Consider the following 14,826-nt stretch of genomic DNA (forward strand, 5'->3'; position numbering starts at 1 on the left):
TGCGCTTTTGATGGAATCCAGCTCCAGCGGCAAGCTCTTCGTGTCTAAGAACCTTCCGCATAAGAAGGCAAAGAACGCCTTCTATGCGAAAGAACCTTAGCCAGTCAGAGCTGAGCGAGCCGCTTCCGCTTTTTATGAATCCAGCTCCGGCTCCTAGCCCTTCGCGTCTAAGAACCTTCCCCACGAGAAGGTAAAAGGCACCTTCTGTGGGGAAGAACCTTATCCGTCAGGGCTAAGCAGTCGCCTGCGCTTTTTATGTTACCTACGTTTTCTGCTTAGTCCCATTGCGTTTTCTACTTTGCGTAGTTGTTTTGTTGCGACGCGGTTTGCTTTTTCGGCACCTTTGTCTAGTATTTCGTCTAGTTCTGGAGAGTTGATTAGTTCGTTATATTTTTCTTGGATTGGTCGGATTGCTTCTGCGACTACTTGTGCTAGGTCGCCTTTGAAGTCACCGTATCCTTTTCCTTCGTATTGTGCTTCTAGTTCTTCAATTGTTTTTCCAGAGAATGAAGAGTAGATTGTTAATAAGTTTGAGATACCAGGTTTGTTTTCTTTATCGAATTTTACGATACCGTCAGAGTCTGTTACGGCGCTTTTAATTTTCTTTTCAATTGTTTTCGGCTCATCAAGCATGCGAATCGTTGCCTTTGGATTTGAATCCGATTTACTCATTTTTTTCGTAGGTTCTGTTAATGACATAATGCGTGCACCTACTTTTGGCATGCGAATTTCAGGAATTGTGAAGACTTCGCGATAACGTTTATTAAAGCGTTCTGCTAAATCACGTGTTAGTTCCATATGCTGTTTTTGATCGTCACCAACTGGTACGATTTCAGTGTTGTAAAGTAAAATATCAGCTACCATTAATGGTGGATACGTAAGTAGTGCAGCTGGAACAGATTCGCGGCCAGCTGCTTTATCTTTATATTGCGTCATGCGCTCTAATTCTCCAACAGATGCGATGGATTGCATAATCCATCCTAATTGAGCGTGCGCTGGAACTTCGGATTGGACAAATAAAGTTGCTTTTTCCGGGTCAATGCCGCATGCAATATATAATGCTGCAAGACTACGAATATTTTTGCGAAGTTGTACAGGGTCTTGAGGGACTGTAATCGCATGTTGGTTTACAATACAGAAATAGCAGTCATGTTCATTTTGAAGTTCTGTAAATTGTTTCATTGCTCCTAAATAGTTTCCAAGCGTAATTGTTCCACTTGGTTGAATACCAGAAAAAATAACTGACATACATCATTCCTCCTTAAATTTTCAATAATGCATGATTGAAGAGTAGACGACTATGAGTTGGTTGTCTGGGCGGAAGGGGAGCTAAGCAGTGTGTTGGAATGCAAGAATGTTCGGTGGCTTCGCGCCTTCCTGCGAGGCAAAGAACGTCTCTACGTCAGGAGCTCCATCCCCCTCACATTCTGAGCGAGCCGCTTGCGCTTTTTAAATAAAAAAAAGTCCATTCATCCCATATGACAATAGGGACGAATGGACCGCGGTACCACCCTAATTATTTCACAGTTGTGAAATCTCTTTGATCCATTTAACGTTTGGATTACGCCAAAGCCTACTTCTTTCGGTTCGGTTTGGTGCTCAAAAGCCCATTCCATATTGTGTAATTACTTGTTTGCACCGACCACAAGCTCTCTGAAATTACCGCAATATGTACTCTTCTTTATCATTGCATCGTATTAGATTTATTCTTTGATAACGATCGTTCATCCTTATTCCGAACGATTGTTATTATGATAACAAAATGTTTGCAAATCATTATATCATTACGAAAGATGGTTTGCAAACTACATCAAAATTGTGACACTAATGATTGTTGAAAGGGCTGCTAGTAGAATACCTGCAAGACAAATTGGATAGGTCCATTTGAATGAATATGTTTTATAGATACGCTCTTTTTTATCTTCAGGTGCTTCCGGTTCCTCAATAAGAGATTCAACTTTTTTGTTCGTTCCAAATACTTTTTGGAAGGCGTACATCGTTACATTGAAAAAGCCATTTTGAAATAAGAATAAAAAGCCGCCAACAATCATAAAAACTAGTGCAATATAAAAAGATAAATTGACAAAATTTAATAAAAAATGAGATAAAGAGAGCAAAGCACCGATACTAGAAACAGTGATTGCTATGAAAATTAGTATACAAGTATGAAAAAAAAGTTGTTTCAAAATGTTCCCCTCCGTAAAAATTACTGGAATTATTATACTATGAAAGTTATAATGAGTAATATAATTAATTATTTGAAAATTATACGCAATTATAAGTTATATTTCAATATGATGGAATCAATGTTAAGTTATCCCTTTACAAAAAAGTAAAAAAATAAACATTTTATTTAAAATTTTAACAAAAAAACAAAAAATTATATTCACAATCGTTATATTATATGTATAATGAAAATTGTAGAAACTTGGAGATTATTCTTTCAATTTTCAACAAATTGGGTACAGGACGTGCAATTAGGGGAGGCAGTGCAGCTATGAAGAGAAAGATACCATTATTACTTGCGTCAACGTTGACTGCAAGCATGTTACTTGGGGCTTGTAGCTACCAAAAAGATGATGGGAAAGCAAAAGGAAAAGAAGCGGCATCTAGTAGTAGTAAGGGGAAGCCAGTTCTAAATTTGACAGAATCATCTGAAATTCCATCAATGGATGCATCATTAGCATCAGATTCAGCCTCATCAACAGTGTTAAACAATACGATGGAAGGATTATATCGTATTGGTGAAAAACAAAAAAGGATGCCTGGTGTTGCAGAATCATTCGAAAAGTTGGATGACGGTAAGAAGTACCTATTCAAGTTGAGAAAAGATGCGAAATGGTCAAATGGTGATCCTGTCACAGCGAAAGATTTTGTATATGCATGGAAACGAGCGGTAAATCCAGATACAAAAGCAACATATTCTTATATTATGTTTGATATTAAAAATGCAGAGAAAATTCATAAAAGAGAATTGTCACCTGATCAATTAGGGGTCAAAGCAATTGATGACTATACATTAGAAGTGGAATTAGACAACCCAATTCCTTATTTTGTTGATTTAACAGTGTATCCTGTATTTTATCCGCTGAACGAAAATTTTGTGACGTCACAAGGAGATAAATTTGGTTTAGAAGCCAATACAACTTTGTATAATGGACCATTTGTGATGAGTGAATGGAAGCATGAACGTAGTTTCCAATTTAAGAAAAATCCATCATATTGGGATAACAAAACTGTTAAAATCGAAGAGATTAACTTTAATATTGTAAAAGATATAGCAACGAATGTGAACTTATATGAAACAAATGCGATTGACCGTACAGGATTAAGCTCGGAATTTGTAGATAAGTTTAGACAAAGTTCAGAGTTTAAAACGAGAGAAGAAAATGGGGTTGCCTATTTAAGGTTTAATCAGAAAAATCAGTTCTTACATAATAAAAATTTACGAAAAGCAATCTCCATGTCTTTTGACCGTGAAAATATCGCGAAAGTTATTTTAAATAATGGAGCGGTTGGTGCTTATGGATTTGTTGCAAAAGATTTTGCTGAAGGTCCAAATAAAAAAGATTTTCGCACTGAAAATGGTAAGTTAGTTAAAACGGATACAAAAGAAGCAAAAAAACTTTGGGAAGTCGCGAAAAAAGAGCTTGGAACTGATCAAATTGAACTATCAGTTTTAAACTTTGATGATGACGATTCCAAAAAAGTTGGTGAGTTCTTAAAAGGCGAAATTGAGAAGAATTTACCAGGTGTAACCATTCATATAAAACAACAACCGTTTGCGCAAAAAATGAAATTGGAAGACTCAGGGGAATATGATATTTCACTTGCTGTTTGGAGTCCTGATTATCCAGATCCAATTTCATATTTAGATATGTTTGTGACAAATGGTACGCAAAACAAAACAGGATACTCAAATCCAAAATATGACGAATTCATTCAAAAAGCAAAAACAGACACAAAAGATTTACAAGCTCGCTGGAATAATCTTCTAGAGGTTGAAAAAATGTTAATAAAAGAAGATGCTGTTATCGCACCAATATTCCAAAAAGGATCTGCCTATGTTATAAAAGATGGTGTGAAAGATATTATTCCAATTTCTTATGGTGGTAAACTAACATATAAATGGGCATCCGTTGAAAAATAGTAGTTTTTATCCTGCTATTTTAGGGCAGTCCGATTGGTGAGGGCTCATAATCAGTGGGGAGGAAGAACCCCCCGCTGATTAAAGTTTCACTTTATTCCATCGTTTATAAAGGGGATATGTTCATGAGGGGCATATGCTCTTATTTTAAAAATATAAAAGTAAGAATATTTAAAACTATCTTATTGCTTTTGAAAAAATGGGGAGGTGCTTGACTATGGGACGTTATGTATTAAAGCGTTTCGTGTATATGTTTTTGACATTATTTTTAATTACATCATTAACATTCTTCTTAATGAAATTATTGCCGGGTTCTCCACTCAAAAATCAGGAGAAATTATCTCCGCAACAAAAAGAAATTATCTTGGAGAAATATGGCTTAAACGATCCGGTACCAGTGCAGTACGCACGCTATTTAGGAAACTTAGCAAAAGGCGATTTAGGAGTATCGTTCCAATATGATAATCGTCCGGTAACGGATATGATTGTAGAACGTATTGGACCATCCGCGCAACTTGGTTTTCAGGCGATTCTTTTAGGATCATTTATCGGGCTAATTTTAGGGATTATTGCAGCTCTTCGAAATAATACATGGGTCGATTACGGGGCGACGATTATTTCTGTACTCGGAATGTCGGTACCATCCTTTGTATTTGCGGCACTATTACAATATTTCGTAGGGGTAAAACTCGGCTGGTTCCCAGTTGCATTTTGGAAAGGACCTGAGTTTACCGTTATGCCGACAATCGCTTTATCGATGGCAGTTATTGCAACAATCGCACGTTTTGCGCGCGCTGAATTAATTGAAGTGATGCAAGCTGATTATATTTTAACGGCGAAGGCAAAAGGGATTAGTCAAGGCGTCATTATTGTGAAACATGCTCTTCGTAATTCACTGATTCCAGTTGTTACAATTTTAGGACCGATGGTTGCAGGTTTGATTACAGGAACACTTGTTATTGAGCAAATTTATGCTGTTCCTGGACTTGGGGAACAATTCGTTAAATCGATTACATTAAATGATTATACAGTTATTATGGGGACAACAATTTTCTATAGTGCCGTCTTTATTTTCGTTATTTTCATCGTAGATATTTTATACGGAATTATTGATCCTCGTATTCGTTTAGCGGGAGGGAAAAAATGATGAAAGATGTACAAAAATTATCTCCAGATTTATTTCAACCAGCAAATCAAAGTAATGTTGATAATGAAGTCATTGCCCGTCCAAGCTTAACGTTTTGGCAAGATGTAAGAAGACGTTTATTTCAGCATAAAGGTGCAATGTTCGGTCTTGTATTATTAGTTATCATTACATTACTTGCAATTTTAGGACCGATGGTAAGTAAGTATTCTTATAAAGATCAAGACTTAGGTCGCGCGAAATTGCCGCCAAAAATTCCAGTGATTGAAAATATTCATTGGTTACCATTTGATGGAACAGACCAATATGGTGTGGATCAATATAAAAAACGTGATATTAAAGAGTCTTTCTGGTTCGGTACAGACGATCTTGGTCGCGATTTATGGACGAGAACATGGGAAGGGACACGTGTATCATTATATATCGCGCTTTTAGCAGCTGCGATTGACTTAATTATCGGGGTTGCATACGGAGGGATTTCAGCGTTCTATGGTGGACGAGTAGATAATATTATGCAGCGTGTTATGGAAATTATTAACGGAATTCCGTATTTAATTATCGTTATTTTAATGGTAATTATTATGGGATCTGGTATTTGGTCCATTACACTTGCGATGGCGATTACAGGTTGGATTGGGATGTCACGTATCGTTCGTGGACAAGTATTAAAATTAAAAAACCAAGAATATGTATTAGCATCACGTACACTAGGTGCCACAAACACACAATTAATTATTAAACATTTAATTCCGAACGTAATGGGGCCAATTATCGTTATGACAATGTTCACAATTCCGACTGCGGTATTTGGTGAAGCGTTCTTAAGTTTCATTGGCCTTGGTATTCAGCCGCCATTTGCATCACTTGGCTCACTTGTAAATGATGGTTATAAATCCATTCAAACGTATCCACATATGATGTTCATCCCTGCGGTTGTCATCAGTATGTTAATTTTAGCATTTAACTTAATGGCGGATGGATTACGCGACGCGCTAGATCCAAAAATGCGTAAGTAAAAGAGGGGAGAGGTAAAGAATGAAAAAATTGCTAGAGGTAAAAGATTTACAAGTCTCCTTTGATACGCATGCAGGTGAAGTACAAGCTGTACGCGGCGTTACTTTTGATTTGAAAAAAGGAGAAACATTAGCGATTGTAGGGGAGTCTGGTTCCGGAAAATCAGTGACTTCAAAGGCATTAATGGGATTAATCCCAAATCCGCCAGGACGTATTAAAAACGGTGAAATTTTATTTGAAGGTCGTGACTTAACAAAACTAACAGAAAAAGAAATGCAGGCTGTGCGTGGAAAAGAGATTGCGATGATTTTCCAAGATCCAATGACGTCGCTTAATCCGACGATGACAATTGGGAATCAAATTATGGAAGGTCTTATTAAGCATCAAGGAATGAGCAAAGCGGATGCTCGTAAAGTGGCATTAGAACTTCTTGACCTTGTTGGGATTCCAAATCCAGATGCTCGTTTAAAACAATATCCACACCAGTTCTCAGGCGGTATGAGACAGCGTGTTGTGATTGCGATGGCACTCGCTTGTAATCCGAAATTATTAATTGCCGATGAGCCGACAACGGCACTTGACGTTACGATCCAAGCACAAATTTTGGAATTAATGAAAGATATTCAGCAAAAGACAGAAGCAGCCATTATTTTTATTACGCATGATTTAGGTGTAGTGGCAAATGTAGCGGATCGCGTTGCTGTTATGTATGCGGGGAAAGTTGTTGAAATCGGAACAGTTGATGAAATTTTCTATAACCCGAAACATCCATATACGTGGGGACTTATCGCTTCTATGCCAAGTTTAGATGGTTCTGAAGAAGAACTATATGCAATTCCGGGAACGCCACCAGATTTATTAAAGCCGCCAAAAGGTGATGCGTTCGCACCGCGAAATCCACAGGCTTTAAAAATTGATTTTGAAATGGAACCACCTTTATTTAAAGTGAGTGATACACATTATGCGGCAACGTGGTTACTTCATGAACAAGCGCCAGAAGTAAAACCACCGGCAGTTGTTGAAAAACGTATTCTTCAAATGAAAGCAGGTGAACAACATGACTAAACAACGTGAAAAATTAATTGAAGTAAAAAATGTAAGTCAACACTTCAACGTAAGTGGTGGTGTTGTTAAGGCGGTTAATAATATTTCATTTGATATTTACCGCGGAGAGACATTTGGTCTTGTAGGTGAATCTGGTTGTGGAAAATCGACAACAGGAAGAACGATTATTCGTTTATATGAGGCAACGGCTGGAGAAGTGTTATTTGATGGCGAAAATGTACATGGTAAAAAATCTCGAGCAGAACTAAAAAAATTCAACCGTAAAATGCAAATGATTTTCCAAGATCCGTATGCATCGTTGAACCCTCGTATGACAGTAGGAGATATTATTGCAGAAGGCATTGATATTCACGGATTAGCAAAAAATAAAAAAGAACGTATGGATCGCGTGCATGAGCTATTAAAAACAGTTGGTTTAAATAAAGAGCATGCCAATCGTTTTCCACATGAATTTTCAGGTGGACAACGTCAGCGTATCGGTATTGCCCGTGCTTTAGCGGTAGAGCCTGAATTTATTATTGCTGATGAACCAATTTCAGCACTTGACGTATCCATTCAGGCGCAAGTTGTCAACTTAATGAAAAAACTGCAAAGAGAAAAAGGGTTAACCTACTTATTTATTGCCCATGATCTATCGATGGTAAAATATATTAGTGATCGCATTGGTGTGATGTATCGTGGCCAAATTGTAGAATTGGCGAGCAGCGATGAATTATATGAAAATCCCATTCATCCGTATACAAAATCGTTACTTTCAGCGATTCCACTTCCAGATCCAGATTATGAGCGAAATCGTAAACGTATTATATACGATCCATCTCAGCATCAATACGGAAATGAAGTACCAACAATGCGAGAAATTCGCCCGGGACATTTTGTTTTATGTTCTGAAGCGGAGTATAAGAAATATAAAGAAATTTATCAATAAAAAAAGCGGCTCTCATTGCCGCTTTTTTTATGCTTGCATAGGCACTGTTTCTTCTTGTCCTTCAGGTTTAACAAGCGCATAATTTTCCCACAGTCGACTTCTCCAGCGGAAGAACATAATAATCGCACGTGTCCATTCATCAATTGCGATTGCTAGCCAAATTCCAGGAAGTCCCATGTGTAAATAAAATACAAAGAAGTATCCGAGTGGTAAACTCATTAACACCATAGAAAAAGCCCCGATAAGAACAGGGTATTTGGCGTCACCTGCTGCGCGCAGTGAATTGATAATAACGATGTTCATCGTGCGTCCCGTTTCTAATAGAATGCTGAGTAAAAGAACGGTCGCCCCTAACGCGATTACATCAGGATTATGTGTAAATAATTGCATTAATTGTATGCGGAATGTAATGACGAGAATGACCATACATAAAGTGACAAATATAGCCCATTTCACACTTTTCCATACGCGTACATAAGCTTCATCCTGCTTACTTCCACCAACTAAACGTCCAACGATAATCGCTGTTCCCATTCCAATCGCGATAGCAAATAAGTATGTGAACATGGAAATATTGGTTGCGTATTGTCTAGCGGCTAATGAATCAGCCCCTAAATACGTTGCGTAGTATAGGAAGACAATCTGACAAGCTTGGTACATGACTTGTTCAAAGGCAGAAGGAATCCCAATTTTTAAGATTTTTCCTACATATTCTTTCGATAGAGTAAAGTAATAGGTCAATTTGACGCGGTATTCCATCACGCGATAAAGCAACCAGAAGAAGACAATCAATGCGATCAGTCGGCTGAATGCAGAAGATATCGCCGCTCCTTGTACGCCAAGTTCAGGCATGCCGAACTTTCCGAAAATCAGCATATAGTTTCCAGCAATATGAAGAATATTCATTCCGAATGAAATAAACATGGCTTGTTTTGTAAATCCATGTACACGAATAATAGCAGCAAGTGAATTAATAATTGCTTGAAGAAAAATTGCTCCCCCAACAATGGATAAATAATTTTGAGCGTAAATTAATACATCACCTTGTAAATTCATCGCTGCCATCATATGTTTTGCAAACAAAAGAAAACCGGCGCTTATTACAAGCCCGACTGCTAAGTTTAACGTGACTGCTAGTGCTGATATTTTAGATGCTTCCATATATCGTTTCGATCCGAGGTATTGAGATACAACAATCGCAGCACCGTTTCCGATTACTTCCAGTACTAATATTGCAATGTGGAGATATTGATTGGCTGCACCAACACCTGATACAGCATCATCAGATAATGCACTTAACATAAACGTATCGGCGATCCCCATTAACATAAACAGAAAAACTTCTAAAAAAATAGGCCAAGTTAAGAAAAATAAATTTAACTTCTCCTCTTTTATATCTTTTGCATGAAGAGCTGTCATTACGTCCCCCTCTTTACAAACATTGTTTTTTAGCAAAGTGTATCTTATCATACTTTATTAACACTTGCATGCATTTTGTTGCGTAATTTATAAAGTTTTTAAACGCGATTTTTTCGACTAGAATGATTATACAAGTATATCTATTTTTATAAGAAGTGGTTATATTCTGATAATTTTAAGTTACGAAAGCGAAAGAAGTTTTCCTGTATTATAAATAGAAAAAACAGTAATATAAAACGTTTACAAAGAAGTTTATAATAACAGAAAATTTTAATAAAATAGAAAAAAGTATACCCAAAAGTTATATTTATGTGTATAATACGAATTGTTAGAATATATATATATTTCTTTTTGTTCGAAAATGAAAGGGCTAACATTTGTAGGAGGATGGAAGTATGAGGAAAAAACTACCGATTTTCGTAGCATCTACGATGGCAGTAAGCATGGTATTAGGGGCATGTAGTTATCAAAAAGATGAACCGAAGGCAAAAGGGACTAGCAGTAAAAGCGGTGCAAAGCAAGTCTTAAATTTAATTGAAACACAAGAAATTCCAACGATGGACCCAGCTTTATCAGCCGATTCGCTTTCTGCCGAAGTAATGAATAATACAATGGAAGGATTGTATCGCCTCGGAAAAGGAGATAAATTAGTGCCAGGAATCGCGACAGAATTTAAAAAATCAGATGACGGTAAGAAATATACATTTACGTTGCGTAAAGATGCAAAATGGTCTAATGGAGATCCTGTAACAGCGAAAGATTTCGAATATGCATGGAAGCGAGCAATTCATCCTGATATAGCTGCAAAATCTGCATACATAATGTACGATATAAAAAATGCTGAAAAGATTAATAAAAAAGAAATGGCTCCGGATCAATTAGGGGTAAAAGCCATCAATGAGTATACATTGGAAGTAGAATTAGAGCATGCTGTACCATATTTTGTGGACTTATTAATATATCCTTTATTTTATCCTGTAAATGAAAAGTATGTAACAGAGCAAGGGGATAAATTTGGATTAGAAGCGAACACAACGCTTTACAACGGTCCATTTGTACTGAGTGAGTGGAAACATGAGAGAAGCTTCCAAATGAAAAAGAATCCATCTTATTGGGAGCATAAAGAAGTAAAATTAGAAGAAGTGAATTTTAATATTGTAAAAGACACAGCTACACCGATTAATTTATATGAAACAAAAGCGGTAGATCGTGCTATATTATTAGCAGAATTTATCGATAAATATAAAGGAAAACCAGACTTTAAAACGTTTGAAGAAACAACAGTATTCTTCCTTCGTTTAAATCAAAAAGATCCAGCATTAGCGAATAAAAATATTCGTAAGGCCATTTCCCTTGCTTTTGATAGAAAACCATTTGTGGAGACAATCTTAAACAATGGATCTACAGCAGCAACAGGATTAATTCCAGGAAACTTTATGTTTGGGCCGAATAAAAAAGATTTCCGAATGGAAAATGGAGACATTGTGAAACCGAATATAAAAGAAGCTCAAAAATATTGGGAAGCTGGTAAGAAAGAGCTTAGTAAAAATGAAATTGAATTAGAATTATTAAATGAAGATGTGGAATTGTCGAAAAAAACAGGTGAGTATTTAAAAGGGGAATTAGAAAAGAACTTACCAGGTTTAACGTTGAAAATAAAGCAACAACCATTTGCACAAAAATTAAAATTAGAAGATGCTGGCGACTATGTCATGTCATTCACTGGTTGGAGTGCTGATTTTCCAGATCCAATTTCATACCTTGATATGTTTGTAACAGGTGGCGCGCAAAATAAAATGGGGTACTCGAACCCAAAATATGATGAAATAATTAGGAAGGCAAAGAAAGATGGAAACGATATAAATGCTCGCTGGAAAAGCTTACTTACAGCAGAGAAGATGCTGTTAGAAGATGCAACGATTGTACCAGTGTACCAGCGTGGAAGAGCGTATTTACAAAGAGAAAACGTTAAGAATCTATACTTCCATAAATATGGAGGAGATTTTAGCCTTAAGTGGACATCTGTTAAATAATCAAATCGTTTCGTTAAAAAGGAAGAAACAGGAGTCATATGGCTCCTGTTTTTTAATACACACGTTTTTTATAAATATCGTTTCCACCTACTTGTTTCCAACCAGACTGTATGTCAGAGCTTCGATTCACAAATTTCAATTTTTCTTTCCTACCGAAAAGCTTTTCGCCTATTCCATTTGTGATAACACCAATGAATGCTGTAATTCCGATGACGAGGGCCGCAACAATTGCAAAATCTATAAAAAAAGCAATCATGTAAAAATTCCCCCTTTCGCTCTTTATCATTTATTGTATGAAAAAAAAGATATAAAAGAAAGAAATATCAGAAAAAAATCACGAATGAGCTAGACAGTGCATAATAGATTTGATAAAATAAAAAAGAACAAACGTTCTTTTTGTAAGTATTACATTTTTATGTTGTTTTACTAAGAAAATGTAAGAAATCCTGTTTTTTATTTACATTTACTTATGGTGAAACTGGAAAGTATATGTGAAAAAAGCTTTAACAGTGCGTGATTCCTATATGTAACAGAGGATTGAATTCGTTAGCAAAATGTATTGTCACAATGTTTTATATGGAAGTGAAGAAGGATTTGGATTTTCTTGTTAGAAAGGAAATTTACTGTATATTTCTTACTGATTCTATTGTATAATGATTATAGAAGTTACTTATTAAAAGTAATTATTATGTATTTAAAAAATACTTCTTAAGCTGTTGCTTACACTGAAAGCCATTTTTTATTTTCTTGTAAGACAAGTTATAGTAAAGAATTGCTGAAGGTAGAAATTTAAACTGTAATTAGTACAGAAATTGTACTCTTTAAGGAGAGTGAGTCTTGTATGGTAACATTATATAGTTCTCCAAGCTGTACGTCTTGTAGAAAGGCAAAATTATGGCTAGAGGAAAATCATATTCCCTATACAGAACGTAATATTTTCTCAGATCCATTAACGATTGAGGAAATTAAAGAAATTTTACGTATGACAGAAAGCGGGACGGATGAGATTATTTCAACTCGCTCGAAAGTTTTCCAAGAATTAAATGTTAACTTAGAATCTTTACCACTTCAAGATTTATATAAGATGATTCGTGATTATCCAGGTATTTTACGTCGTCCCATTATGATCGATGAAAAACGCCTGCAAGTAGGTTATAATGAAGACGAAATTCGTCGTTTCTTACCACGTACAGTAAGAACATTTCAATTACGCGAAGCACAACGTCTTGTAAATTAATAATAAAGTTATGTATATGAAAACCTTCTACTTATTATAATGAGTAGAAGGTTTTTGCATAAGAAAATATACTAAGTATGTGTTATTCATTCGTGTTACGCAGTTTTACGTGTTGAACAATGATTCCGATAGCGAGAACTGTCAAAACGAAAAGGAACGGAATGCCAGCTGTAAAAGTAGGATTTTGATAAAAGAATGTTGCGAGTCGTGCCTCGTGTGTAATCATTTTTCCGGCTGTGTAAGCAAGAACCGCTCCGCCGCAATAAATAAGAAGAGGAAAGCGTTCCATCAATAATAAAATAAGTTTGCTGCCCCAAATAATGATTGGAATAGAAATGAATAGACCGATTATGACGAGAAGAATATTTCCATGGGCCGCTCCAGCGATGGCAAGGACATTATCAAATCCCATAACGAGATCAGCAAATACAATTGTGCGAACAGCTTGAAAGAGAGTTGTTTTTGCTTGAATAGAAGAAAGATCATTGCTATTATCAGTAAGTAAATTGACAGCGATTAGTGTCAGCAAGATGCCCCCAATCAATTGTAAGAAGGGAATATCAAGTAAATAGACAGCGAGTATTGTGAGCAAAATTCGTAGTACAATGGCTAAGCTAGTCCCTATAAAGATGGCTTTGTTACGTTTAGATTCAGGTAAGTTCCGGCTAGCTAGTGCGATGACAATCGCGTTATCGCCACCTAATACAACATCGATACCGACAATCATAAGTATAGATGTTAAAAAATCTAACCCCATTGTTTTGCCTCCATTATTCTGTTTTAATGAGTGGTTATGTATGGAATACAAAAGTTTCATAAGTTTGATTTCCGTGTTTCGAAATCTCACTAAGAAATGAACTGTAGTACATTGTACGGTGTAATTCGTAAATGTATGTCCAATTTTTTTATAAAGGTCATGAAGGTTTTTATAGAGCTAGGCGGATAACTGTTTTTGCAAAATAAAATAATTTTATTTCCATTCTGGAGAATCTTATCATAAAATGAAAGTACAAGAATCTATTGATTTGTCATATGAGTGGGGAATCCCTTCATAACAATTCCAAATAGGAAGGGAGAGTTGTATTTTGGATATTGAAAGAATTAATGATCATACGATGAAATTTTTCATTACGTACGTTGATATAGAGGATAGAGGATTTAATCGCGAAGAAATTTGGTATAATCGCGAGCGAAGTGAACAATTATTTTGGGAAATGATGGATGAAGCGCGTGATTACGATGACTTCTTTATCGATGGACCATTGTGGATTCAAGTACAAGCGTTAGACAAAGGAATTGAAGTGCTCGTAACGAAGGCGCAGCTTTCAAAAGATGGACAAAAATTAGAGTTGCCGATAGGTCTCGATAAAATTATCGATATTCCTCTAGATGAGAGCATTGAATCGTTATTTCAACAAGAATTAGAGGAAGAAGGAACGGTTACGAATTTTAATGAAGATGGAACACTTGGCTTTTTAATTAAGTTTGATGATTTCGAAGATGTCATTTCATTAAGTCATCGCCTCATTTTTGAAGATATAAAAGACCAATTATATTCATTTGAAAATCGTTATTATGTATATGTTGAATTCGATGAAGTGCTACACGATGAAGAAGAAATTGACCGTATTTTAAGTATTGTTTTAGAGTACGGAGAAGAATCTACTTTAACGATTCACCGTGTGAGTGAGTATGGGAAAGAGATTATGAACGAACATGCACTTGAGACAATTCGTAAGCATTTTCCTTCTAAAACGTAGGCCGATTTCAATTAGATGAAATCGGCTTTTTATATGATGGGTATAATAGGGACAGTATACTTTCTCAAGTAGAAAACTT

At 36.0% G+C, this 14,826-nt stretch carries 13 protein-coding genes, 1 pseudogene and 1 other annotated feature; of the genes and pseudogenes, 9 read left to right on the forward strand and 5 right to left on the reverse strand.

Translation table 11 applies throughout. The features are described 5' to 3' along the window. Positions 1-258: 258 nt before the first annotated feature. A complete protein-coding gene (gene trpS, locus MR058_RS01725; RefSeq protein ID WP_242142269.1) occupies positions 259-1,248 on the reverse strand; it encodes a tryptophan--tRNA ligase in 990 nt (329 codons plus the stop codon). Positions 1,249-1,483: 235 nt separating this feature from the next. Beyond that, positions 1,484-1,697: a binding site (T-box leader), on the reverse strand. Positions 1,698-1,805: 108 nt separating this feature from the next. Then, a complete protein-coding gene (locus tag MR058_RS01730) occupies positions 1,806-2,186 on the reverse strand; it encodes a DUF3899 domain-containing protein (protein WP_242142271.1) in 381 nt (126 codons plus the stop codon). A 108-nt stretch (positions 2,187-2,294) separates the two neighbouring features. On the opposite strand from MR058_RS01730, the pseudogene MR058_RS23440 reads away from it, so the two are divergent. The 6 genes and pseudogenes from MR058_RS23440 to MR058_RS01755 form a co-directional block, all read left to right on the forward strand. After that, positions 2,295-2,491 (forward strand): annotated as a pseudogene (locus MR058_RS23440) (hypothetical protein); the annotation flags it as partial. 6 nt (positions 2,492-2,497) lie between these two features. Further along, positions 2,498-4,150, forward strand: coding sequence for a peptide ABC transporter substrate-binding protein (locus MR058_RS01735; protein ID WP_242142273.1), 1,653 nt, complete (start codon positions 2,498-2,500; stop codon positions 4,148-4,150). Positions 4,151-4,364: 214 nt separating this feature from the next. Beyond that, positions 4,365-5,294: an oligopeptide ABC transporter permease gene (gene opp3b, locus MR058_RS01740; RefSeq protein ID WP_242142274.1), complete on the forward strand. Its 930-nt coding sequence runs from the start codon at positions 4,365-4,367 to the stop codon at positions 5,292-5,294. Further along, positions 5,291-6,307: an oligopeptide ABC transporter permease gene (opp3C, locus tag MR058_RS01745; RefSeq protein WP_242142276.1), complete on the forward strand. Its 1,017-nt coding sequence runs from the start codon at positions 5,291-5,293 to the stop codon at positions 6,305-6,307. Before opp3b ends, opp3C begins: the two co-directional genes overlap by 4 nt. A 19-nt stretch (positions 6,308-6,326) precedes the next feature. Continuing rightward, positions 6,327-7,370, forward strand: coding sequence for an ABC transporter ATP-binding protein (locus MR058_RS01750; protein ID WP_242142278.1), 1,044 nt, complete (start codon positions 6,327-6,329; stop codon positions 7,368-7,370). After that, entirely contained in the window at positions 7,363-8,298 is a 936-nt protein-coding gene (locus MR058_RS01755; RefSeq protein WP_242142281.1) for an ABC transporter ATP-binding protein, read from the forward strand. The genes MR058_RS01750 and MR058_RS01755 overlap by 8 nt, the downstream gene beginning before the upstream one ends. Positions 8,299-8,325: 27 nt before the next feature. Here the strand turns inward: MR058_RS01755 and MR058_RS01760 are convergent, their stop codons facing one another. Beyond that, on the reverse strand, positions 8,326-9,768 hold the full coding sequence (locus MR058_RS01760; RefSeq protein ID WP_242142283.1) for an MATE family efflux transporter: 1,443 nt from the start codon (positions 9,766-9,768) through the stop codon (positions 8,326-8,328). Positions 9,769-10,112: 344 nt separating this feature from the next. On the opposite strand from MR058_RS01760, the gene MR058_RS01765 reads away from it, so the two are divergent. After that, the gene (locus tag MR058_RS01765) at positions 10,113-11,750 is read left to right on the forward strand and encodes a peptide ABC transporter substrate-binding protein (protein WP_242142285.1); all 1,638 of its coding nucleotides are present in this window, start codon (positions 10,113-10,115) and stop codon (positions 11,748-11,750) included. 52 nt (positions 11,751-11,802) lie between these two features. Here the strand turns inward: MR058_RS01765 and MR058_RS01770 are convergent, their stop codons facing one another. Then, the gene (locus MR058_RS01770; protein ID WP_242142287.1) at positions 11,803-12,006 is read right to left on the reverse strand and encodes a hypothetical protein; all 204 of its coding nucleotides are present in this window, start codon (positions 12,004-12,006) and stop codon (positions 11,803-11,805) included. A 585-nt stretch (positions 12,007-12,591) separates the two neighbouring features. On the opposite strand from MR058_RS01770, the gene spx reads away from it, so the two are divergent. Then, positions 12,592-12,987: a transcriptional regulator Spx gene (gene spx, locus MR058_RS01775; RefSeq protein ID WP_000258267.1), complete on the forward strand. Its 396-nt coding sequence runs from the start codon at positions 12,592-12,594 to the stop codon at positions 12,985-12,987. A gap of 82 nt (positions 12,988-13,069) precedes the next feature. Here the strand turns inward: spx and MR058_RS01780 are convergent, their stop codons facing one another. Beyond that, positions 13,070-13,744 carry a TerC family protein gene (locus MR058_RS01780; RefSeq protein WP_242142289.1) on the reverse strand — a complete coding sequence of 225 codons (675 nt, stop codon included), beginning with the start codon at positions 13,742-13,744 and terminating at the stop codon, positions 13,070-13,072. Between the two features lie 328 nt (positions 13,745-14,072). On the opposite strand from MR058_RS01780, the gene mecA reads away from it, so the two are divergent. Then, a complete protein-coding gene (gene mecA, locus MR058_RS01785) occupies positions 14,073-14,747 on the forward strand; it encodes an adaptor protein MecA (RefSeq protein ID WP_242142291.1) in 675 nt (224 codons plus the stop codon). Positions 14,748-14,826 lie beyond the last annotated feature (79 nt).

The organism is Bacillus cereus group sp. BfR-BA-01430 (assembly GCF_022663115.1).
GTDB lineage: Bacteria > Bacillota > Bacilli > Bacillales > Bacillaceae_G > Bacillus_A > Bacillus_A cereus_BD.